Origin of the sequence: Streptomyces sp. SM18, assembly GCF_002910775.2 — a bacterium.
Lineage (GTDB): Bacteria > Actinomycetota > Actinomycetes > Streptomycetales > Streptomycetaceae > Streptomyces > Streptomyces halstedii.
The window spans coordinates 2,705,168-2,727,288 of record NZ_CP029342.1; the positions used below are offsets into that span (position 1 = coordinate 2,705,168).

Sequence of the window (22,121 nt, forward strand, 5' to 3'; positions counted from 1 at the left end):
CCTGAGCCGCTGCTGCCCCCGATGCCGGGAGCGAGGCGCCGATGGCTGCCACGGCCGAGAGAGCGAGAAACTTACGTCGCCGCACTGGGTCCTCGCCCTCCTCCCGCTGGGTTCGTCCCACCCTAGGCCCGGGAAGACGCGGGTACGCCGGACCGGGGACGACACGGTATCCGTGTCGGGTCTGGGTAGGGGGCGAAGTCGCGGCAAGGCCGAACTCCTTGGGCAGAATGTCGAGCACATCGGCGAAGCGCCGGAGGACGTCGATGTCGGACAGCGGCGAAAGGCCCCGCTCGTACCGGGAGATCTGGGACGCGGAGTAGCCGGTCCGGTCACCGAGCTCAGCGAGCGTCCAGCCACGGGCTCGGCGTCTGCGACGGATCAACTCACCGTGATTTTCCGGCCGTTCGGATCGATCACGAACCGCGCTGACTGGCATTCACGCCCCCGTCGACAGCTGAGCTGGCCCCCCGCTCACCGTAGACCGGGCCACCGGGCGGCAACAGTCGTTTTGCACCCGATGCAAACGGCCTTGCATGCCACGGCAGCGCCCCTGCCACAAGCCTGACCGGTTGATGTGCTCTGGAGCATGCCAAGGCCCGCAGCAGGCGGGCCGACATGCTTTTCAGCGAGGGGTGTGAACGCGAATGAACGTACCCAGGAGAGCAGCCGTCATCGGGCTCGGCCACCAGGCCCTGGACGACCACCTACCGGGGCTGGCCGGCTCCCGGTCCGCCCAACTCGTCGCGGTCTGCGACACCGACCCCAGCAAGGTCGCCGCCCAGGCCCAGCAGCACCGCGTGCCCGGTTTCACCGACATCCGCTCCCTGCTGGATGACGTACACCCGGACTTCGCCGTCGTCGCGGTTCCTCACCACGCCGGCCGTGAGGTCATCGAGGCCTGCGCGGCGGCCGGGGTGCACGTGATGAAGGAAAAGCCCTTCGCCACAGGCCCGGCCGAGGCCGCCGCGTTGGTTGGCCTGTGCGACAAGGCCGGCATCGAGCTGATGGTCACCGTCCAGCGCCGCTTCCACCCGGTCTACGCCGCGGCGGTGCAGTTGCTTGAGCAGATCGGGCAGCCGTACCTGGTCGAGGGCCGCTACACCTTCCACTGCCCCGACCCGGCCGCCGGCTGGCGCGGCCGGGCCCGCCTGGCCGGTGGCGGAGCCCTGATGGACATGGGCTATCACCTCATCGACCTGCTCGTCTGGTACCTCGGCCTGCCCGACCGTGTCCTGGCCGACACCTCCACAGCCGCCCGTCCCGAGGCGAACTACGACGCCGAGGACACCGCGCTGGTCCATCTCGCCTACGACTCCGGCCTGTACGGCTCCCTTCTCATCTCCCGGTCCGCCGGACCGAAGACCGAACATCTGACAGTGACCGGCCCCGGCGGCGCGGTCATGATCGAGCGAGGACGGGTACGGCGCCTGGCCCCGGACGGGCAGCTGATCGAGTCCTTTACCCGTGAACCGGCCTGGCCCTCCGCCGCGACCACGCAGATCGACTGCTTCTGCCGTGTACTCGACGGCGAGCGGACCAACCCCTCCGGTCCCAGCGCGCACGTGGCGCACGCCGCGTTCCTGGCCGCCGCCTACGCCTCCCAAGCCGCCCGCATGCCTGCCGACCCGAAGGAGTACCTGCTGTGAGCCCCACCTCGGTCCTCGCCCTCTTCGGCGGTCCACCCGTCATCGAGGCACCTGGCCCCCACTTCGCCTGGCCGCCGATCGAGGACCGCGACGTCGCGGCGGTCACCTGCCAACTGCTGTCTGCGGTATCTGTTCCCGACTGCTCCGGCGTCGTCGCCGAACTGGAGGACTCCCTGAGGTCTTTCCTCGGCGTCCGCCACGTCGTCACCACGTGCACGGGGACAGCCGCCTTGCACTCGATGTACGCGGCTGCCGGTATCGGACCAGGTGACGAGGTGATCGTGCCGGCGCTCACCTTTCACGCCACAGCCACCCCGCTCTTCCACCTCGGCGCCCGTCCTGTGCTCGCCGATGTCGACGCGCGCGGGCAGCTCGACCTCGACGACGCCGCCCGCCGCGTCACGGCGCGGACAAAGGCCGTCGTCGCCGTCCACCTGTGGGGGCTGCCCGAGAACATGGACGCGCTCACCTCCTTCAGCACCCGGCACGGCCTGACGCTGCTGGAGGACGGCTCCCACGCCCACGGAGCCACCTGGCGCGGGCAGCCGGTCGGCTCGTTCGGCCGCGCCGCGGCCTTCAGTATGAATGGACCCAAGCCGCTCTCCGCCGGGGAGGGCGGATTCGTCGCCACCGACGACACCGAGCTGTACTACCGGGTCCTGCTGCACGGCCAGTACAACAAGCGGTGCCGCCGTGAGATCCCCGCCAACCACGCCCTTGCCCCGTACGCAGTCACCGGCATGGGACTCAAGCTGCGCATTCACCCCCTGGCAGCGGCACTCGCACAGGCCCAACTCCCCCGGCTCAAGGGCTATCTGGCCGGACGAGAAGTGGTCGCCGACCGTATGCGGCGGGCTCTGCGTGACGTGCCCGGCATCGAGGTGCCGCACCTGCCGCCCCATGCCCGTCCGGCCTGGTACGCGCTGCCCCTGCGCTACCGTCCGGACCAGCTCGCCGGCCTGTCCGTCGAACGGTTCCTCGAAGCTGTTCACGCCGAGGGCGCCCACGAGACCGACCTTCCCGGCGCGACCCGAGCTCTCGGCGATCACCCGCTGTTCCATACACCCGGGGCGCTTCTCCCCGGCTACTCTGACCACCAAGGTCCTCCCGACGACAGTTTCACCACCGCGCAGCGCGTACACGGCAGCACGGTGAAACTCCCGGTGTGGCACCGAGACCAAGACCTCCACCTCGCCGACGTGTACACGGCAGCCATCATCAAGGTCGCCGAACACCACAAGGACCTCGTGAAGTGAACGCACCCGTCGATGCCGCCCTGCTGGGCGACCTCATCCATGCCGCAGACGCCGACAGCATCACCAAGCATGTCGTCGGCGCCGTCATCTCCACCGCAGCAGGCCAGGTGTTGCTGCTGCACCGGGCCACCGACGACTACCTCGGCGGCCTGTGGGAGCTGCCGTCCGGCGGCGTCGACGCGGGCGAGACCCTGACCGGGGCCCTGCACCGGGAAGTCGCCGAGGAGACCGGTCTCACGGTCGCTGCGATCGGGACCTACCTCGGGCACTTCGACTACCTCTCCAAGAGCGGCAAGACGACTCGCCAGTTCAACTTCACCGCGCGCGTCACCCGTGAGAGCGACACCGTCAGGCTCACCGAACATGACGCACACCTGTGGGCCGACCGTACGGAACAGGAGCGGGTCTCCAGTGCGGTTCGTGACGTGCTCGCGATCTGGCGAGAGAAAAGCGCATGATGAATACAGCGGCGGACGATGTCGTCCGGGACACTTCAGCGCCCCCGTCGACCTGCTGACTGGCGGGCTGTCCGAAGCGGGCGGCGGTCCCTGGCCGCCTGAACACGCGTACCGCTCGGGTCCCGGGGCCCGGAATCCGCGGCCCGGCCCTCGAAGACCGGGGCCCCGAGAGCCGGGCTTCGACCCATAAGGCCGGATACCCACGTTCAGGTGGTTTGTTCTCGATTTCTCCTGAACAGGCGTATTGCTTCCTAGGATGCCTGGTGCGTGTTCAGCGCCGATCAGCCCACAACGGCATGGTGGGCCATCGATTTCGCATCCGAATCGAAGGAAAATATGTTCTCAAGGACGAGGAACGTTCCGCGCACCCTGGCCCTCGCGCTGGCGGCCGCCGCGGCGTTCACCCTCGGTGGACCGCTCACCACCGCCTCCGCCATCGACCACGTCACCTGTGACCCCGACGCCGGCTTCCTGAAGATCTGGTCGCACATGAACGGGCGCCAGAGCGTGGACTGCTACGCGAACCGGGGGAAGACCGACTTCGGCGGCTGGTGGGTCGACCAGATCTCCACCGGGAACAACGACGTGAAGTACTACGACGCCAACGGCGACGTCGTGAAGATCGCCCGCTGGAACAACGTCAAGTACAACAACACGCCGAAGGTCAAGGCCATCGAGATCCTCTAGGTCCTCCTCCGGCCGGGGACGTGACGAGCCCCCGGCCGGTCGTCAGGTCCCGCACGACGCAGAAAAGCCTCCGCCCCGCGAGTGAACTCGCGGGGCGGAGGCTTACATGGGGTGGTGGAGATGGCGGGAATCGAACCCGCGTCCAACGGTGCGGAACCAGGGCTTCTCCGAGTGCAGTTCGCTTCGCTTTTCTCGGCCCCGGAGGTCACGCGAACAAGCCTCCGACAGGCCCAGTCACTGTTTGATTTCCTTCAGAGACCCGTGACCGGACTCAGAAGTTTAGATCCCTTGATGATGCCAGGATCCGGGTCGGGATCACCCCCGGGCTGACACTCCGCAGAGTCTTCGCTTAGCTGCTAATTAGGCAGCGAGGGCGAAGGCGGAGGAATCGCGCTTGGTGTTGGCGATTATTGGTTGCGACATATGGTTAACGAGATCATTGCCGCTTCCTCGACTCGCTTCCCCTGCTTCGACATCCGCTGTCGAAACCGATCATCCCCATGTTGATTTTTCAATCCGCGCACCCTCTGTGGGGTGCACGGCCCATCGTACGTGACCAACGCACGCGGATGCCACCGTATTCCCGTGGCTCCGGGCACGCGCCACGCCCGCCAGGGGCCTCAGCCCTGGCGCTGCCGCCGGCGGGCCGCCGAGATCGCGCGGTTGGTCTCCCGCGTGTCCTGCTTCTCCCGCAGGGTCTGCCGCTTGTCGAACTCCTTCTTGCCCTTCGCGAGCGCGATCTCGACCTTGACCCGGCCGTCCTTGAAGTACAGGGCCAGGGGCACGATCGTGTGTCCCGTCTCCTGTGACTTGGACGCCAGCTTGTCGATCTCGGCCCGGTGCATGAGCAGCTTGCGCTTGCGCTTGGCGGCGTGGTTGGTCCAGGTCCCCTGGACGTACTCGGGGACGTGGATGTTGTGCAGCCACGCCTCGCCGTTGTCGATCTGGACGAAGCCGTCCACCAGCGACGCCCGGCCCATCCGCAGCGACTTGACCTCCGTACCCATGAGGACGAGGCCGCACTCGTACGTGTCGAGGATGTGGTAGTCGTGCCGCGCCTTCTTGTTCTGCGCGATCATCTTGCGCCCGGTGTCTTTTTCCTTGGCCATAGTGCGGTCATTTTCGCACTACGACCCACCCCCGAGGCCACTCAATACCGTCTCGGCCCGTTTCTGGGCCTCCGGGCCCGCCCCCACGTCCGGTGTGATGCCGCTTCCCTCGACGCTGCGGCCCGCGGGCGTGCGGTACTGCCCCACGGTCAGCTCGGCCACGGAACCGCCCGGGAGCTTGCTGGGCATCTGGACGGACCCCTTGCCGAACGTACGGCTGCCCACGGTCACGGCCCGCCCACGGTCCTGTAAGGCGCCCGTCAGCAGCTCGGCGGCGCTCATCGTGCCGCCGTCCACCAGGACCACCACGGGACGCTCGGTGTCGCCGCCCGGCTCGGCGTACAGGGCGCGCTCCTCCCCGTGCACGTCGTAGGTGGCGACCAGGCCGCCGTCCAGGAAGGCGGAGGACGCGGTGACGGCCTCGGCGACCAGGCCGCCCGAGTTCTCCCGGAGGTCCAGCAGGATCCCGGCGTCCACGGGGGCCGCGTCCACGGCCTCGCGGACCTTGCCGCCCGTGCCCTTGGTGAAGGCGGCCACCTTGATCAGTACGGCGGCGGCCGGATCGTGCCCCAGCCTGCGCACGGTGACCGGCTCGGTGCTGAGCCGGGCCCGCCGCAGGGTCGCGGACCACGTGTGGGCGCCGCGCCGGAGCCCGAGGGCGACCTCGGTCCCCACGGCCGCCTCCTCGCGGTCCCCGCGCAGCAGGGCGACCACCTCGGCGACGGGGCGCTTCTCGACGGTCCGGCCGTCGACCGACCGGAGCAGGTCGCCGGGGCGTACCCCGGCCCGGTCGGCGGGCCCGCCGGGCTGGACCCGGGTGACCGCCACGTCTCCGTGGGCGGTGCGGCGCGCGGAGAGGCCGACGCCGGTGTACGTGCCGTCGAGGGCCCGCTCGAACTCCTCGTACTCCCGCTCGTCGTACACCGCGCCCCAGCGGTCCCCGCTGCGGCTGACGACCTCCTCGGCGGCGTCGGTGCCGGACTTCCCGTCCGCCTCCGCGTCGGCCGCGGCGTGCGCGACCTCCTCGCGGTCCACCGGTGCGACGGTGGAGGAGACGGCCCGCGCCTCTATCTCGGTGCCCTCGCCGTCCTCGCGGGGCAGGGACCCGGTGGCCGCCGCGGTCGCCAGCACACTCGCGAACACCAAGGTCAGGGCCGCCCCGCGGCCGAGGCCACGGGGTCCGAAACGGTGCGTATGGCCCGGCATGAGCCTGAGTGTAGGACAACGCCCCGCCGGCACACGGCGCCTTGGCCGCATGCCGCACGGGGCAATGGTCACACCTTGAGGTACTTGCGCAACGCGAACAGAGCGGCCACGGCGGGCATCAGCAGCCCGATCGCGAGGACCAGCGGGAGCTTGGTCAGCACCGCGTCCCAGCCGATGAAGTCGATCAGGTTCAGCTTCTCCTGGAGCGCGAGACCGCCGTCGATCAGGAAGTACCGGGCGGCCAGCAGCAGACCGCAGGCCAGGACGCCGCCGATCAGTCCGGCGAAGGCGGCCTCCATGATGAACGGCATCTGGATGTAGAAGCCGGAGGCCCCCACCAGCCGCATGATGCCCGTCTCCCGTCTCCGGCTGAACGCCGAGACGCGGACGGTGTTCACGATGAGCATCAGCGCGATGACCAGCATCAGCCCCATCAGGAAGATCGCGGCCACGTTCATGCCGTTCATCAGCTCGAAGAGGTTGTCCAGGATGCTGCGCTGGTCCTGCACGGACTGCACCCCGTCACGGCCCGCGAAGGCCGTCGCGACCACCTTGTACTTCTGCGGGTCCTTCAGCTTGACCCGGTACGACTCCTGCATCTGGTCCGGCGTGATGTTGCCGGCCATCGGCGAGTCGCCGAACTGCTCCTGGTAGTGCTTGTACGCCTCGTCGACCGTCTCGAAGAGGACCGGCTTCTCGACGGCGTCCATCTTTTCGAGATCGGCCTTGATCTCGGCCTTCTGCTCCGCCGTGACGGCGCCCTTGGCGCACTTGGGCACGTCCTTGGCGTCGTTCTTGTTGCAGAGGAAGATCGATACGTTGACCTTGTCGTACCAGTAGGTCTTCATCGAGCTGACCTGCTCGCGCATCAGCAGCGCGCCGCCGAACAGGGCGAGCGAGAGGGCGACGGAGACCACGACCGCGAAGGTCATCGTGAGGTTGCGACGAAGACCGACGCCGATCTCCGACAGGACGAACTGGGCGCGCATGGCGTCCTTTCAGTACTCGATGCTCAGTGCTGGTAGCCGTAGACGCCGCGCGCCTGGTCACGTACGAGACGGCCCTGTTCGAGCTCGATGACGCGCTTGCGCATCTGGTCGACGATGTTCTGGTCGTGGGTGGCCATGATCACGGTGGTGCCGGTCCGGTTGATCCGGTCCAGCAGCTTCATGATGCCCACGGAGGTCTGCGGGTCGAGGTTGCCGGTCGGCTCGTCCGCGATCAGCAGCATGGGGCGGTTGACGAACGCCCGCGCGATGGCCACCCGTTGCTGCTCACCACCGGAGAGCTCGCCGGGCATCCGGTCCTCCTTGCCGCCGAGCCCGACGAGGTCGAGCACCTGCGGCACGGCCTTGCGGATCTCACCGCGCGGCTTGCCGATGACCTCCTGGGCGAAGGCCACGTTCTGGGCGACCGTCTTGTTGGGCAGCAGCCGGAAGTCCTGGAAGACGGTGCCCAGTTGGCGGCGCATCTGCGGCACCTTCCAGTTGGACAGCCGTGCCAGGTCCTTGCCCAGGACGTGGACCATGCCCTGACTGGCGCGCTCCTCACGGAGGATGAGCCGCATGAAGGTGGACTTGCCGGAGCCCGAGGACCCCACCAGGAAGACGAACTCGCCCTTCTCGATGTCGAGTGAGACATCCCGGAGAGCGGGGCGGCTCTGCCTCGGGTAGGTCTTGGAGACGTTGTCGAATCGGATCACGGATGCACCACGGTCGGCCGGGAATAGGTGTGCGTGACCATACGCGAATGGGGGTAGGGCGTGCAGTCGGCGTCCGCCAATGAGTGATTTGTTCGGAAACGCGGTGGGGTACGAACCGGGGCGTGCCGGACCCGGGTCCACCGGGCCGCGCCGAATCCCTTTCGAGCTGGCAGAGTGGGAGGGGGAACGGTTGCGTTTCCTTGAACGTTGTACGGAGAGAACGCGTACAGGCGGCTCCGCCACGCGGGAGGAGGAATGCGCGTGACCTATGACCGACTGGTGTGCGCGAACTGCGCGGCGCCCGTGGCCGAGGGCCGCTGCCGTGTCTGCCGGGCGAGCCGGGAGCGGATGGACCAGGGTCCGTTCGCCGGGCTGAACCCGGCGATGCTGGTGGCGCTGATGGTCGTCCTGGTGGCGGCGCTGGCGCTGCTGGCGCACCAGGCAGCCTGAGCGGTCCCGCGGCGCCCTCACGGCGCCCCGAGGCGGGCGCGTACGGCCCGCTGACACCGCAGGACACCCGGAAGGGCCCGGGAGAGGTGTGAAGCCTCTCCCGGGCCCTTCCACGTACGTCCGTGTACGTCTGCGTACGGCCTACGGCGTTCAGGCGGCCGTGCGGTTCCCGCCGGCCAGACGCGGCAGGATACGGAAGCCGATACCACCGGCGATCATCGTCGCGGCCCCGACCAGCAGGAACGTGGTCTCGGCCGCACCGGTCTCGGCCAGCTCGTCCTTGCCCTTGCCCTGCTCGACCGGCTGGTTGCCGACACTGTCGGTGTCGGTGTTGTCCGCGCAGGCCACCCCGTTGGCGTCGACGGTGCAGTCGCCACCGCCGCCGTTCCCGACGGCGCCGTTGCCGCCGGTGGAGCCGCCGCTGGTGCCGGGCTTCTCCGTCGGCTTACCGGTGGGACCCTCGGTGGGCTCGCCGGTGGGCTCCTGGGTCGGCTCACCGGTCGGCTCTTCGGTGGGCTCGCCGGTGGGCTCCTGCGTGGGCTCACCGGTCGGCTCTTCGGTGGGCTCCTGGGTGGGCTCGCCCGTGGGCTCACCCGGGTTCGGCGGCTCCTCGGTGGGACCCTCGGTCGGCTCCCCCGGGTTCGGCGGCTCCTCGGTCGACTCGCCCGGGTTGGTCGGGTCGTCGTAGCCGGCGTCCACACCGATCTCGACGAGGCCGGCGGCCTGCGCCACACCCGTGACGGTCAGGGAGGCACCTGCGGCGATAACCGCGCCCGCGGCTATCCGCGCGACGCGGACTCGCGTCTTCTTCGTCATCTGTTGCTACCCCCAGTAGCTGAATTCGTCGTTGGAGCAGCTCTATGCGGTCCACGGCCCTGCGGGGTCACTCGCTCCGCGGGGCCACGTCCATGCGTGTCCATCCCGCTCCGCCCCCGTTCACACCTGTCCCAGACATAAGCGCGCTGCCCTAAGGGCTGCCCCGTGATCCCTGGCGGGCGCACGACGACAGCTACGGCACCTCGCCGCGTTGTCGGAACGCCCGAATACATCCAGTATGCGGACGTCCCTCCGCCTTGCGATGTACCGCATCTGACGCCGTGCGCTGATCCACCACGGATTACGGGACAGCCCTAGCACCCTGTCCAGAGTTAAGGAGAACGTCAAGGCCGTTCCGGGGCATACGGGCCGGTATGGCGGCTCTTGACGGGTATTCACCGTCACGACTGTGACCCGTTCGCCACACCACGTCCCCAACTCGGCCACTCCGCAGGGCCGCTGGGAAAAGCGCCGGGCCCGGACAGAGGTCTCTGTCCGGGCCCGGCCGCCGTACGGGGACGGCTACTTCTCGTTCTGCTTGCGCCAGCGGATGCCCGCCTCGATGAAGCCGTCGATCTCGCCGTTGAACACCGCTTCGGGGTTGCCGATCTCGAAGTCGGTCCGCAGGTCCTTGACCATCTGGTACGGGTGCAGGACGTACGAACGCATCTGGTTGCCCCAGGAGTTGCCGCCGTCACCCTTGAGGGCGTTCATCTTCTCCTGCTCCTCCTGGCGGCGGCGCTCAAGGAGCTTCGCCTGGAGGACGTTCATCGCGGACGCCTTGTTCTGGATCTGCGAGCGCTCGTTCTGGCAGGAGACGACGATGCCGGTGGGCAGGTGGGTCAGCCGCACCGCGGAGTCCGTGGTGTTGACGCCCTGGCCGCCGGGGCCCGAGGAGCGGTACACGTCCACCCGGAGGTCCGACTCGTCGATCTCGATGTGGTCGGTCTGCTCGACCACGGGCAGCACCTCGACACCCGCGAAGGACGTCTGGCGGCGGCCCTGGTTGTCGAAGGGCGAGATCCGCACCAGGCGGTGGGTGCCCTGCTCCACGGAGAGCGTCCCGTAGGCGTACGGCACCTGCACGGCGAAGGTGGTCGACTTGATGCCGGCCTCCTCCGCGTACGACGTCTCGTAGACCTCGGTCTTGTAGCCGTGCTGCTCGGCCCAGCGGAGGTACATGCGCTGGAGCTTCTCCGCGAAGTCCGCCGCGTCGACGCCCCCGGCCTCGGCCCGGATGTTGACGAGCGCCTCCCGGGCGTCGTACTCACCGGACAGGAGGGTGCGGACCTCCATCTCGTCGAGCGCCTTGCGGACGGACTCCAGCTCCGACTCGGCCTCGGCCCGCGCGTCGGCGTCGTCCTCGTCGTCGGCGAGCTCGAAGAGGATCCCGAGGTCGTCGATCCGCCCGCGCAGGGTCTCCGCCTTGCGGACCTCGGCCTGGAGGTGCGAAAGCCGGCTGGTGATCTTCTGCGCCGCCTCCGGATCGTCCCAGAGGGACGGCGCCGCCGCCTGCTCTTCGAGCGCGGCGATGTCGGCCCTCAGCGCATCGAGGTCCAGGACGGCCTCGATCGACCCCATGGTCGAGGAGAGGGACTTCAGCTCTTCGGAAATATCGACGACTGCCACGGGTCCAGCGTAACGGCTGCACGGGCGAACCTGTCCCGCCGCCCGCCGCCGGGTCCCCGCAGGGCGCCCTCAGGGGGCCGCCGGCGCGGAGTTCCGGGTGTCCTCGGGGGCCGTACCGGAATCGTCGCCACCGGCGGCGAGCCAGCCGCCGACCCCGATCGCCGCACACAGGGCGATCACCGCGGCACCGAGGGTGATACGGCGCTTGCGGACGGCGGCGGACCGGTTGCGGGCCGAGCCGGGCCGGGGGCGGCCGGGGGCACGCGGGGCGCGCGCGGTGCCCAGGGGGCCTCCCGCCAGTTCGTCGGGGGCCGGGACCCGCATGCTCGTGTGTGTGTCCCGGTTGGAGTCCGGGGAGGAGCCGGGGACCAGCGGCACCGCGCCACGGCGGCGGGGTTCCTCGGGGGCGGGGGTGTACTGCTGCTCGTCGTACGCCTGCGGTCCGGCCCCGACCGCCTCCGGCTCGTCCACGTCGAGCGGGGGTATCCCCGCCAGCAGGGGGATCAGCTCGCGCAGCCGGGCCGCCAGCTCCGAGGCGCGCAGCCGGGAGGCCGGCGCCTTGGCCAGGCACTGCACGAGGAGCTGCCAGAGCTCCTCCGGAATGCCGGGCAGCGGGACGACGGTCTCGGTGACGTGCCGCCGCAGGACGGCTCCGGGGTGGCCGCCGCCGAACGGGGTGAATCCGGCGAGCAGTTCGTAGAACACCGTCGCCAGGGCGTAGATGTCCACGGCGGCGCGCGGCGGCAGGCCCTCCACGATCTCGGGGGCCAGGTAGTCCGGCGTACCGATGATCTTGGTGGCCTTGGTGCGGCGCGGGGTGTCGATCAGCTTGGCGACCCCGAAGTCGGTGAGCAGGGCGGGGTGCGCGCCGCCGGGGCCGAGCGGACCCTCCATGTCGAGCAGGATGTTCTCCGGCTTGACGTCGCGGTGGACGACCCCGGCGCGGTGGGCGGCGGCCAGGCCGTCGGCGACGTCCGCGACGATCGCCGCGGCGGCCTCGGGCGCGAGGCGCCGCTCGCGGTCGAGGCGGGTGCGCAGATCGGTGCCCCGGACCAGGTCCATGACGAGCGCCAGATCGTTGCCGTCCACGACGAGGTCGCGGACCGCGACGATGTGCGGGTGGTCGAGTCCGAGCAGGGCGGTGCGCTCCTGCACGAAGCGGCCCACGAGCTCCTGGTCGGACGCGAGGTCCTCACGGAGGAGCTTGATCGCGACGGGACCCTCCGGTCCCTCGCCGAGCCACACCGTTCCGGCGCTGCCGCGCCCCAGGATCTGGTGGGCGGTGTACCGGCTGCCGATATTCCGTGCCAAGACTGCTCCCTCAGCGGCTGGCGTTGACCCCCCGGCGACAAAGTTACGCGGAGATCGGGGTGTTGCGTGCGACGGGCAGCGCCGACGTCGGCTTCCGCGGGCGGATTCGGCCCGCGGAAGTCGACAAAGACACCGGACGGCCGCCAGGGCGTGTCCCGGACGTGGCGCCGTCCGCCCCAGGGCGTGTTTCGAACGTAGCGCCGTCCGCCCGGAGGGCGGGGCCCGCGGCGTCAGGTGCGTGCGATCGCAAGGCGGAGGATCGCCCTCGTACTGGACGTACTCGGGCGACTCCGACAACGCGGCGAGCGTGCGTGCCGGGCGTCGCGGGCCAGGCGGGACTTTCGAAACACGCCCTAGCCGCCGAGGGCCTTGAGCCAGTCGGTGACCGTGGAGACGCCGTCCCCGAGCGCCTCCCAGTAGCCCTTGCCCTCGGCGATCCAGCCCTGGAGCGGGGTCAGCTCCCAGATCAGCCAGCCGGCGACGACGAGCAGCACCACCGTGAACAGGCATCCCTTGAGGCAGCCGAGCCCCGGGATGCGCATCGGGTTGGCGCTGCGCTGCCGTGGCTGCCGCGGGGCCGGCGGCTCGGGCGCCGGCCGGGGCGCGGGCTGCTGCGGCGGCGCGTACTGCTGCCGCTGGGGCTGTGCCTGGTACTGCTGGGGCTGGTACTGCTGCTGCGCCTGGTACTGCTGCTGCGGGTACTGCTGACCGCGCTGCTGCTGCGGGTGGTACTGCTGCTGCGGAGGCTGCTGCTGGGCCTGCGGGGGCGGCTGGCGGCGCTGCGGACGGCGGCGCAGCGGGTCCTCGGCAGGGTCGAGGTACTGGACCTGGGTCTGCTCGTTGCGGTCGCGGGCGGCCCTCAGCTGGGACTGCCAGGGGTGCGGCTCGTCGGGCCGCGGCGGCCCGTCGGATCCCGGCGGCACGGGGGGCATGACGGCGGTCGGGTCGGCGTGCCCGGCCGCGCCCGCGGTCTGCGGCAGGACATTGGTCGGGGCCGCCGGGTCGTACGAGCCGGCGTTGCTCGGAAGCACCTGGGTCGGGTCGGCCGCGCCCGGGGTGTCCGGGACGGCGGCGGGCGCCGGGTCGGGGGCGAGCAGGGCGCCCACCCCTTCGGCGGCCGCGATCTGCGCGGAGTTCGCGTGCACCCCGACACCGGCGCCGACGGTACGCAGCGCGCGGGCGAGGTTCACGGCGCTGGGCCGCTGGTCGGGGTCCTTGCGCAGGCAGCGCTCTATGACCGTCCACAGCGGTTCGGGGACGGTGTCCGGCCTGCTGGGCTCCTCGCTGAGGTGCCGTTGCAGCACCTCCAGGGCGGTGCCCCCGGCGAACGGCGGCCGCCCGGTGACCAGTTCGTACAGCAGGATGCCCGCGCCGTAGATGTCCACGGCGGAGGTCTGCGGGCGGCCCTCGGCGGACTCGGGTGCCACGTAGGCGGGCGTGCCGACGAACTCGTGGGTCCGGGTCAGGCCCGGGGAGTCGGCCAGTCGCGCGATGCCGAAGTCGGTGAGCATGGGGTGCATCTCGCCGTCGCGCTCGTCCAGCAGCACGTTGGCGGGCTTCAGGTCGCGGTGGACCACGCCGTCCGCGTGGCTGGCGGCGAGCGCGTCCGCGATCTGGGCGGTGAGCAGAGAGGCGGCGACCGGGGTGAGCGGGCCGTTCTCCCTGAGGTAGCGGTGCAGGTCGGGGCCGTCGATCAGATCCATGACCAGGGCGAGCAGGTCACCCTCGACGACGAGGTCCCGGGTCCGCACGATGTTGGGGTGGGTGAGCCGCAGCAGCACGGAGCGCTCGCGCAGGAAGCGCATCACGATGTCCGCGTCGTTGGCCAGCTCCTCCTTGAGGACCTTGATCGCCACGGTCTCGCCCGGCTGTCCGGCGACGGCCGCCTCGGCCCCGGCGGCTTCCCGCTGCCGGGCTCGCCAGACGGTGCCCGTGGCGCCGCGCCCGAGCGGCTCCTCAAGCAGGTACTTGCTGCCTACCGGCCGCACGTCATGCGCTCCCTGCTGATCGTGGTCTCGGCGGCCCCCCGGCCCGCCCGGATGTTCCGGCCCACTCTAATGCCGCCGTGGGGGGCCGAGGCCGGTCGTCCTCCGCCCGTGTTGCCCGGCGGGTCCGGCGGGCCCCTCCCCACCGTGTCGTCCGGTGTGTTCCGGCATGTTCCGGTGGTCTTCCGGCGCCTTCCGGTTGTCCTCCGGCCGGTCTTCCCGTGTCCGGGGAAGACGCGGAGACCGGGGAAATGGTTGCCGGACGCGTGTGCGGCGCCTCCGAAGCGGGACCAAGCGGGCACTTTCGCACCCACACTCGGCCATTCATGATCACTAAGCGGTCACCCCCGGGCGTGTTGTCAGTGGCAGGTGGGAGGATGCCTCCAGCACGGAGCTGTGAGGCCTGGCCTTGCGCTCCGTGACGACCTGTACCGGACGACGCGTCCGTGCCGGGTGGGGGGAATCACAGGGCATCTCCCCTGCCGGGCGCCCCGCGCAGAAGGGACCGCTGACGGCGATGCAGATCCGGCTGACCGTCCTCGCGCCGCGCAGCGGCCAGACCCCGCCACGCGCCTGCGACGTGCTCGTCACCGCCCCCGCGGGGACCTCGCTCGCCGCCGTCGCGTCGAACCTCGCCGCCGCCGTGACCGGGCCGGAGGGCTCCCAGGGCGGCGGCGCCGTCGTGCTGTACGCGGGACGCGAGCGCCTGGACGCCCAGCGCTGCGCCCTCGGCGAACCGCCCCTGGTGGACGGCGCGGTGCTCTGCCTCCAGGCACCCGGCGAGGACGAGGGCGCGGACGACGCCGTCCCCGCGCGGCTCCACGTCGTCGCCGGGCCGGACGCCGGCGGGGTCCACCTGCTGCACGGCGGCCCGGTCCGTGTCGGCCGCTCCGCCGAGGCGGACGTCCCGCTCGACGACCCGGACGTGTCCCGGCTGCACTGCGCGGTGACGGTCTCCGAGGACGGCCGGGTCTCGGTCGCCGACCTCGGTTCCACCAACGGCACCTCGCTGGACGGCGCACCGGTCCACGACCGCCCGGTCCGGCTCGCCCCGGGGGCCCTGCTGCGGCTCGGCGAATCGACGCTCCGGCTCACCACCGGCCGCCGCGCACCGGCCCTCACGACCACCCCGGACGGCGAGGGGCACCTTCGGGTGGCCCGGGAGCCGGGCAGCACCGCCCCCGCGGGGGACCCCGACGACGACCGCGCCCACTCCTTCGGCACCCCCCACCCCGGCGGCCACGATCCGTACGGGGCGTACGGCGAGCGCCCGGCGGGCCACGACGAGACCCGGCGCGCGACCGGCGCGGCCGCCGAGCACCCCACCCATGGACGCGGCGCCCCGCTCACCCCCGAGGAGGCCCCCCGGCGCGGCGGCATAGGCGCCTGGGCGCGGCGGCTGACCGGCGGCCGGGCCGAAGGCCCCCACGGACCGGCCGGGCAGCACCCCGGCGCGGGCCCGGAGGACGGTGCCGAGGGCGCCCCCGCGTACCCCGGGCCCGACCGCGCCCCGGCCGCCCCCGAGGGGACCTGGCCCGACCCGGCGGCCGTCCTGCTCACCGCGCTGGGACCCGGCCCCCGGCTGTGGGAGCGCGACCCCGGACACCCGGAGACGCTGGTCGTCCGCCTGGGCACCGCCGACCGGGCCGATCTGCCCGCCGTGCCGGTCACCGTGGGACTGCGGGAGGCCGGGTCGCTCGGGCTCGCCGGGCCGCGCACCCGGCTGTCCGGCCTGGCCCGCTCCACCGTGGCGCAACTCGCCGCCCTGCACTCTCCCTTCGACCTGGAGATCGTGCTGATCAGCACGGACCGCGCGCGCGGCGTGGAGGAGCGGCGGCGCGAGTGGTCCTGGCTCGGCTGGCTGCCGCACCTGCGCCCGCTGCACGGCCAGGACTGCCGGCTGCTGCTGGCCTTCGACCGGGAACAGGCCGACGCCCGCGCCGCGGAGCTGGTCCGCCGCATGGGCGACGGACCGCTGGGCCCCGGCTGGGCCGGCGCCGACCAACCGGCGGTGGCCGGGGCCGCCCGTGCGCACACCGGACCGTTCACGGTGGTCGTCCTGGACGGCGACCCCGGTTCCTCGGCGCTGCGCGAGACCATGGCCGGGCTGGCCTGGGCCGGTGCGGCCTCGGGCATCCACCTGGTCTGCCTGGCCGAGACCCCGGCCGCCTCCCCCACCTCCCCGGTGGACGCCACGTACGACACCGCGTGCCGGGCCTCGATCCCGTTCCGCGAGTGCGGCGCGGTCGCGATGCTGAGCGGCGACGTGGCGACCGCGTTGCGGCTGCTGCGCACGACGGGCGGCCAGGTCGCGGGGCACGGCACCGTCGCGACGGTGGACGCGGTGTCGGCGGCCTGGGCCGAGCGGTTCGGGCGGGCGCTGGCCCCCCTGCGCGACGCGGGCGCGCTCACGGGCCGGCCGGTGGCGGCGGCGCTGCCCCCGTCGGCCCGGCTCCTCGACGAGCTGGGTCTGGCCCGTGCCACCCCGGCCTCCCTGATGGCCCGCTGGGCGTCCACGGCGGAGGACCAGCCGGGCGCGACGGTCCGCGCGGCAGCCGTGTCCGGAGACCTGGAGACGTCCGGCTCCGGCCGCACGCTGAACGCCGGCGCCCGCGTGGGGGCGCAGCGCGGGTCCCCCGAGTCCGGCCGCCCCGCCGGACGCGCTCCGGGAGCGGGACCGGATCACGGCGGCACCGGCCGCACCGGCTCCGTCCGTACCGACAGCGGGTCCGCCGCCCACTCCGGCGACTCCTACTCCGGCGATCCCCACTCCGGCGATCCCCGCCCCGGTGGCGGGCCCACCCGTTCGGGGCCGGGGCGGTCCTCCTATCCGGCCGCCGCCGCCGTACCCCCGCAGCGCCGGGCCGCCGCGCCGCCGGGTGCCTCCCACGCCGGCCGGCCCGTGATCGTGCTCGGGGCCGGGCCCCGGGGCCCGCTCTCCGTCGATCTGACCGAGGAGGGACCCCATCTGCTGATCGAGGGGCCCCCGGGCAGCGGCCGTACGGAGCTGCTGCGGGCGATCGCCGCCTCCCTGGCGTCCGCGGACCGCCCCGACCGCCTCGGCATCCTGCTGATCGACGGAGGGGGACGCGACGGTCTGCGCCCCTGCACGGAACTGCCGCACGTCTTCACGCACCTGGTCGCCTCCGACCCCGTACGGATGCGGGAGTGCGCCCAGGCACTCGGCGGTGAGCTGAAGCGCCGCGCGGAGCTGCTGGGCGGCCTGGACTTCGCCACCTGGCACGCGCGGTACGAGGAGGCGCGGGCGCTCCCGGGCGGCAGGCGCCCCTTCGGTCCCGGTGACCGGCGTGGCGACCTCGACTCCCCGGCCAGCAGCACCCTGCGGCTGCGGCCCGCCGCCCCGCCCGCCGGTCCCGGCCCCTCCCCGCTGCCCCGGATCGTCGTCCTGGCCGACGACTTCGACGCCCTGGTCGCCCCGGCGCTCGGCAGTCCCGGCCGCCCGTCCGCCGGGTCCGTCGTGCGGGTGCTGGAGGCCGTGGCCAGGGACGGGGAGCGGCTGGGTGTCCATCTGGTCGCCACGTCCGCCCGCCCGGACCGGACCGAGGACACCGAACTGGCCCGCGGGGCCCGGCTGCGCATCGTGCTGGACCCGCCCGTCGTCCCCCCGTCGCCCGACGAGGTGGCTCCGGGACGGGGCAGGCTGGGACATCCGGACGGCCGGGTGACCCCCTTCCAGGGCGGCCGGGTCACCGGCCGTATCCCGCGTACGGCGACCCTGCGCCCCACCGTCGTCCCGCTGGAATGGGAGCGGATGGGGGATCCGCCCGCCCGGCGTCCGGTCCGCGAACTGGGCAACGGCCCCACCGATCTCGCGCTGCTGGCCAGCGCCCTGGAGCGGGCCGCCCGCTCGGTCAACGCCGAGCGGCTGCCCCCGCTGGTCCCGTCGCCGTCCTGAGAGTTCGGGCGTCCGTCGCCACTGACGCCACGTCACGAGCCGATTACGATCACCGGCTTGGGCCTGAGCGCAGTATTGCGGCCTCCGTTCTCTCCGCGTAGACCTGTGCGCACGAACGACGTGAACCGCGCGATGGGAGACGTGAACCGGCACCACGGGTCCCACCGTCGGTGTCGGTTCGCACACACGCGCGCCGGAGAAACGGGGCAGGAATGCGCACAACCCCTCGCATGCGCAGGGCAGCAGTGGTGTTCACCGCGGTCGGGGCACTGGCCCTCACCGGTTGCGGTGGTGGCGACGACGGCAAGGACTCCGCGGACAAGGACTCCGGCAAGGGCAAGGAGAGCGCGTCGACCGTCGACCTGCCGAAGCTCGACGGTGAGCAGATATCCGTCGCGGCGGTGTGGACCGGGCCCGAGCAGGCCAACTTCACCAAGGTGCTGGGCGAGTTCGAGAAGCGCACCGGCGCCAAGGTCACCTTCGTCCCCGCCCAGGACCCCATCGTGAACTTCCTGGGGACGAAGATCGCGGGCGGCCAGCCCCCGGACGTCGCGATGATCCCCCAGGTCGGTGCCATCCAGCAGGCCGTGGCCAAGAAGTGGGCCAAGCCCGTCGGCGACGAGGCGCGGGCCCAGCTGGGCCAGAACTACGCGCAGGTCTGGCAGGACCTCGGCGCGGTGGACGGCACCCAGTACGGCGTCTACTTCAAGGCCGCCAACAAGTCGCTGATCTGGTACAACGCCCAGGCGTTCGAGAACGCGGGCGCGAACGAGCCGAAGACCTGGAAGGACTTCCTGAACACGGCCGAGACGGTCTCCGCCTCCGGGGTCACCCCGGTCTCGGTCGGCGGCGCGGACGGCTGGACGCTCACCGACTGGTTCGAGAACATCTACCTCTCCCAGGCGGGCCCGGAGAAGTACGACCAGCTGGCCAAGCACGAGATCAAGTGGACGGACCCGTCCGTCAAGGACGCGCTGACCACCCTCGCCGAGCTGTTCGGCAAGCCGAACCTGATCGCGGGCGGCGCCGACGGGGCGTTGCAGACCGAGTTCCCGACCTCCGTCACCCAGACGTTCACCGGAGGCGACCAGCCCAAGGCCGCCATGGTGTTCGAGGGCGACTTCGTCTCGGTCAACATCGCGCAGACCGAGGCGAAGATCGGTACGGACGCCAAGGTGTTCCCGTTCCCGGCGGTCGGCGCCGACTCCCCCGTGGTGACGGGCGGCGACGCCGCCGTGGCGCTGAAGGACACCAAGGGCGCGCAGGCGCTGCTGACCTGGCTCGCCTCGACCGACGCGGCGAAGATCTGGGCCGAGGCGGGCGGTTTCATCTCGCCCAACAAGTCGCTGGACGCGGCCGCCTACCCGAACGAGGTACAGCGCACGATGGCCCAGGCGCTGATCGACGCCGGTGACGACGTCCGGTTCGACATGTCCGACCAGGCCCCGCAGTCGTTCGGCGGGACGCCCGGCAAGGGCGAGTGGAAGACCCTCCAGGACTTCCTGAAGAACCCGAAGGACATCGCGGGGACCCAGGCGAAACTGGAGTCCGACGCGGCCAAGGCGTACAAGAGCTGACGGGATGACGACAGCGACAGCGGGGGGCGCCCCGGCGGCGCCCCCCGCCGACAAACGTCCCGGCGGGCGCCGCGGCGTCACCAGCACCCGCAGGACGGTGGCGGCGCTCTTCCTGCTGCCGGCCCTGGTGCTGCTCGGCGCCCTCGTCGTCTATCCGATCGGGTACTCCGTCTACCGGTCCTTCTTCGACCAGGCGGGTACCGGGTTCGCCGGCTTCGACAACTACACGGCGCTGTTCTCCGACGAGACCATCCGCACGGCGGTGAAGAACAACGCGATCTGGGTCGTGTTCGCCCCGACGGTCGCCACCGCGCTGGGCCTGATCTTCGCGGTGCTGACCGAGCGGATCCGGTGGGGCACGGCGTTCAAGCTGGTCGTCTTCATGCCGATGGCGATCTCGATGCTGGCCGCCGGCATCATCTTCCGGCTGGTGTACGACCAGGCTCCGGAGCGCGGGGTCGCCAACGCGGTGGTGGTCGGCGTGCACGACACGTTCGCCGAGTCGTCGGGCTTCCCGAAGGCGCATCCGCTGCCCGTCCATCCGCTGAAGGCGGGCGGCGACGGCTCGTTCGTCACGAAGGAGCCGGTGCGGGCGGGCGAACCGGTCCTGCTGCCCCTGGTCGGGGTGGCCCCCGCCAAGATGCCCGCCGACGCGCGCCCGGCCGAGGCGGCGTCCCCGTCTCCGGACGGGAAGATCACCGGCACCGCCTGGCTGGACTTCACCCGGGGCGGCGGCGGCAAGCCCAACGTCGTGGACCCGGAGGAGCTCGGCCTGAAGGGCATCCGGGTCGAGGCCGTCCGGGACGGCCGGGTCGTCGCCACGGCCACGGCGGGCGCGGACGGGGTGTTCACGCTGCCCGCCTCCGCCGACGGGGCCCTGGTCCGGCTCCCGGAGGCGAACTTCCACGAGCCGTACCACGGCGTGGACTGGCTCGGCCCGACCCTGGTGACGCCCGCGATCATCGGCAGTTACGTCTGGATGTGGGCGGGCTTCGCCATGGTGCTGATCGCGGCGGGCCTGGCCGGGCTGCCGCGTGAACTCCTGGAAGCGGCACGGGTGGACGGTGCCAACGAGTGGCAGGTGTTCCGCCGGATCACCGTGCCCATGCTGGCCCCGGTCCTGGCGGTGGTGCTGGTCACCCTGATGATCAACGTACTGAAGGTCTTCGACCTGGTCTTCATCATCGCGCCGGGCTCCTCCCAGGACGACGCGAACGTCCTGGCGCTCCAGCTCTACCGGTCCTCGTTCGGCACGGACGCCGATCTCGGGATCGGCAGCGCGATCGCCGTCCTCCTCCTGCTGCTGGTGGTCCCGATGATGCTCGTCAACATCCGCCGGATACGGAAGGAGGGGCGCCGATGACCACGACCGAACCGGTCAGGACCGCGGCCGCCGTCGATGACACGGCGCCGGCGAAGCCACGGACGCCACTGGCCGCCCGGATCGCCGCGCGGGCGGGCGGCGGGGTGATGCGGGTCGTCCTCGTCCTGGTCGCCCTGTTCTGGCTGATGCCGACCATCGGGCTGCTGCTGTCCTCGCTGCGCAGTTCGCAGGACATCGCGGCGACGGGCTGGTGGAAGGTCTTCACCGCGCCCTCGGAGCTCACCTTCGACAACTACCAGCGCCTGCTGGACAATTCGGCGATCACCGATTCCCTGGTCAGCACCCTCCTGATCACCGTCCCGGCCACCTTCCTGGTGGTGGTGCTCGGCTCGTTCGCCGGGTACGCCTTCGCCTGGATGGAGTTCCCCGGCCGGGACTGGTGGTTCCTGGTGGTCGTGGGGCTGCTCGTCGTGCCCGTACAGGTGGCGTTGATCCCGGTCTCCGAACTCTTCGGCGCCATCGGGATCTTCGAGACCACCGTCGGGGTGATCCTGTTCCACACGGCGTTCGGCCTGCCGTTCGCCATCTTCCTGCTGAGGAACTTCTTCGCGGAGATCCCGCGCGAACTGCTGGAGGCCGCGCGGCTCGACGGCGCGGGCGAGATCCGGCTGTTCACCCGGGTCGTGATGCCGCTGGGCGGTCCCGCGATCGCCTCGCTGGGCATCTTCCAGTTCCTCTGGGTGTGGAACGACATGCTGGTCGCGCTGATCTTCGCGGACTCGGGGTCGCCGCCGATCACCGTCGCCCTCCAGCAGCAGGTCCGGCAGTTCGGCAACAACATCGACGTGCTGGCCCCCGGCGCCTTCGTGTCGATGGTGATCCCGCTGGCGGTCTTCTTCGCCTTCCAGCGGCAGTTCGTCTCCGGGGTGATGGCCGGGGCCGTCAAGTGAGCGGAGCTCCGGTCAGCCGGGCCGCCGGGTGACCGGAGCCGGGTGACACCCGCCAACAGCACACCCGTTCGTCAATATCAGGGCGGCCCGTTCACTCTC

17 protein-coding genes, 1 other RNA gene and 1 pseudogene are annotated in these 22,121 nt (G+C 71.5%); 9 read left to right on the forward strand and 10 right to left on the reverse strand.

From position 1 onward, the window contains the following. Window positions 1-232 precede the first annotated feature (232 nt). Window positions 233-436, reverse strand: a pseudogene (locus B9S64_RS35005) (helix-turn-helix domain-containing protein); the annotation flags it as partial. A gap of 208 nt (window positions 437-644) precedes the next feature. On the opposite strand from B9S64_RS35005, the gene B9S64_RS11945 reads away from it, so the two are divergent. The 4 genes from B9S64_RS11945 to B9S64_RS11960 all read left to right on the forward strand — a co-directional run bounded on the left by B9S64_RS11945 (window position 645) and on the right by B9S64_RS11960 (window position 4,047). Then, complete coding sequence (locus tag B9S64_RS11945) at window positions 645-1,646, forward strand: Gfo/Idh/MocA family protein (protein ID WP_103492703.1); 1,002 nt, start codon at window positions 645-647, stop codon at window positions 1,644-1,646. Then, complete coding sequence (locus B9S64_RS11950) at window positions 1,643-2,902, forward strand: DegT/DnrJ/EryC1/StrS aminotransferase family protein (RefSeq protein ID WP_103492704.1); 1,260 nt, start codon at window positions 1,643-1,645, stop codon at window positions 2,900-2,902. Before B9S64_RS11945 ends, B9S64_RS11950 begins: the two co-directional genes overlap by 4 nt. Next, a complete protein-coding gene (locus B9S64_RS11955; RefSeq protein WP_103492705.1) occupies window positions 2,899-3,360 on the forward strand; it encodes an NUDIX hydrolase in 462 nt (153 codons plus the stop codon). The genes B9S64_RS11950 and B9S64_RS11955 overlap by 4 nt, the downstream gene beginning before the upstream one ends. Window positions 3,361-3,696: 336 nt before the next feature. Next, window positions 3,697-4,047, forward strand: a complete 351-nt coding sequence (locus tag B9S64_RS11960; protein WP_037749752.1) for a beta/gamma crystallin domain-containing protein — start codon at window positions 3,697-3,699, stop codon at window positions 4,045-4,047. Between the two features lie 112 nt (window positions 4,048-4,159). Here B9S64_RS11960 and ssrA read toward each other — a convergent pair. From ssrA to ftsE, 5 genes are all read right to left on the reverse strand, one after another. Continuing rightward, window positions 4,160-4,547: a transfer-messenger RNA gene (ssrA, locus tag B9S64_RS11965) on the reverse strand. A 120-nt stretch (window positions 4,548-4,667) separates the two neighbouring features. Continuing rightward, window positions 4,668-5,156, reverse strand: a complete 489-nt coding sequence (gene smpB, locus B9S64_RS11970; protein ID WP_028442826.1) for an SsrA-binding protein SmpB — start codon at window positions 5,154-5,156, stop codon at window positions 4,668-4,670. Window positions 5,157-5,174: 18 nt separating this feature from the next. Further along, window positions 5,175-6,362: a S41 family peptidase gene (locus B9S64_RS11975; protein WP_103492706.1), complete on the reverse strand. Its 1,188-nt coding sequence runs from the start codon at window positions 6,360-6,362 to the stop codon at window positions 5,175-5,177. 68 nt (window positions 6,363-6,430) lie between these two features. Continuing rightward, window positions 6,431-7,351 carry a permease-like cell division protein FtsX gene (ftsX, locus tag B9S64_RS11980; RefSeq protein WP_028442828.1) on the reverse strand — a complete coding sequence of 307 codons (921 nt, stop codon included), beginning with the start codon at window positions 7,349-7,351 and terminating at the stop codon, window positions 6,431-6,433. A gap of 23 nt (window positions 7,352-7,374) precedes the next feature. Next, window positions 7,375-8,064, reverse strand: a complete 690-nt coding sequence (gene ftsE, locus B9S64_RS11985; RefSeq protein ID WP_028442829.1) for a cell division ATP-binding protein FtsE — start codon at window positions 8,062-8,064, stop codon at window positions 7,375-7,377. Window positions 8,065-8,325: 261 nt separating this feature from the next. Between ftsE and B9S64_RS11990 the strand changes: the two genes are divergently transcribed. Then, window positions 8,326-8,514, forward strand: a complete 189-nt coding sequence (locus tag B9S64_RS11990) for a hypothetical protein (RefSeq protein ID WP_028442830.1) — start codon at window positions 8,326-8,328, stop codon at window positions 8,512-8,514. 150 nt (window positions 8,515-8,664) lie between these two features. On the opposite strand, the gene B9S64_RS11995 is transcribed toward B9S64_RS11990, so the two are convergent. From B9S64_RS11995 to B9S64_RS12015, 4 genes are all read right to left on the reverse strand, one after another. Continuing rightward, a complete protein-coding gene (locus tag B9S64_RS11995; protein WP_103492707.1) occupies window positions 8,665-9,330 on the reverse strand; it encodes a PT domain-containing protein in 666 nt (221 codons plus the stop codon). A 522-nt stretch (window positions 9,331-9,852) separates the two neighbouring features. Then, window positions 9,853-10,959 (reverse strand): peptide chain release factor 2, encoded by a 1,107-nt coding sequence (gene prfB, locus B9S64_RS12000; protein ID WP_028442832.1) that lies wholly within the window; start codon window positions 10,957-10,959, stop codon window positions 9,853-9,855. A gap of 69 nt (window positions 10,960-11,028) precedes the next feature. Continuing rightward, entirely contained in the window at window positions 11,029-12,270 is a 1,242-nt protein-coding gene (locus B9S64_RS12005) for a serine/threonine-protein kinase (RefSeq protein ID WP_103492708.1), read from the reverse strand. A 353-nt stretch (window positions 12,271-12,623) separates the two neighbouring features. Further along, on the reverse strand, window positions 12,624-14,258 hold the full coding sequence (locus B9S64_RS12015) for a serine/threonine-protein kinase (protein ID WP_103492709.1): 1,635 nt from the start codon (window positions 14,256-14,258) through the stop codon (window positions 12,624-12,626). Window positions 14,259-14,772: 514 nt separating this feature from the next. On the opposite strand from B9S64_RS12015, the gene B9S64_RS12020 reads away from it, so the two are divergent. The 4 genes from B9S64_RS12020 (at window position 14,773) to B9S64_RS12035 (ending at window position 22,022) form a co-directional block, all read left to right on the forward strand. Then, window positions 14,773-18,171: an FHA domain-containing protein gene (locus tag B9S64_RS12020; RefSeq protein WP_109492040.1), complete on the forward strand. Its 3,399-nt coding sequence runs from the start codon at window positions 14,773-14,775 to the stop codon at window positions 18,169-18,171. A gap of 212 nt (window positions 18,172-18,383) precedes the next feature. Further along, window positions 18,384-19,748 carry an ABC transporter substrate-binding protein gene (locus tag B9S64_RS12025; RefSeq protein ID WP_103489289.1) on the forward strand — a complete coding sequence of 455 codons (1,365 nt, stop codon included), beginning with the start codon at window positions 18,384-18,386 and terminating at the stop codon, window positions 19,746-19,748. Between the two features lie 4 nt (window positions 19,749-19,752). Continuing rightward, a complete protein-coding gene (locus B9S64_RS12030) occupies window positions 19,753-21,111 on the forward strand; it encodes a carbohydrate ABC transporter permease (protein WP_181012150.1) in 1,359 nt (452 codons plus the stop codon). Continuing rightward, the gene (locus B9S64_RS12035) at window positions 21,108-22,022 is read left to right on the forward strand and encodes a carbohydrate ABC transporter permease (protein WP_103489287.1); all 915 of its coding nucleotides are present in this window, start codon (window positions 21,108-21,110) and stop codon (window positions 22,020-22,022) included. Before B9S64_RS12030 ends, B9S64_RS12035 begins: the two co-directional genes overlap by 4 nt. Window positions 22,023-22,121 lie beyond the last annotated feature (99 nt).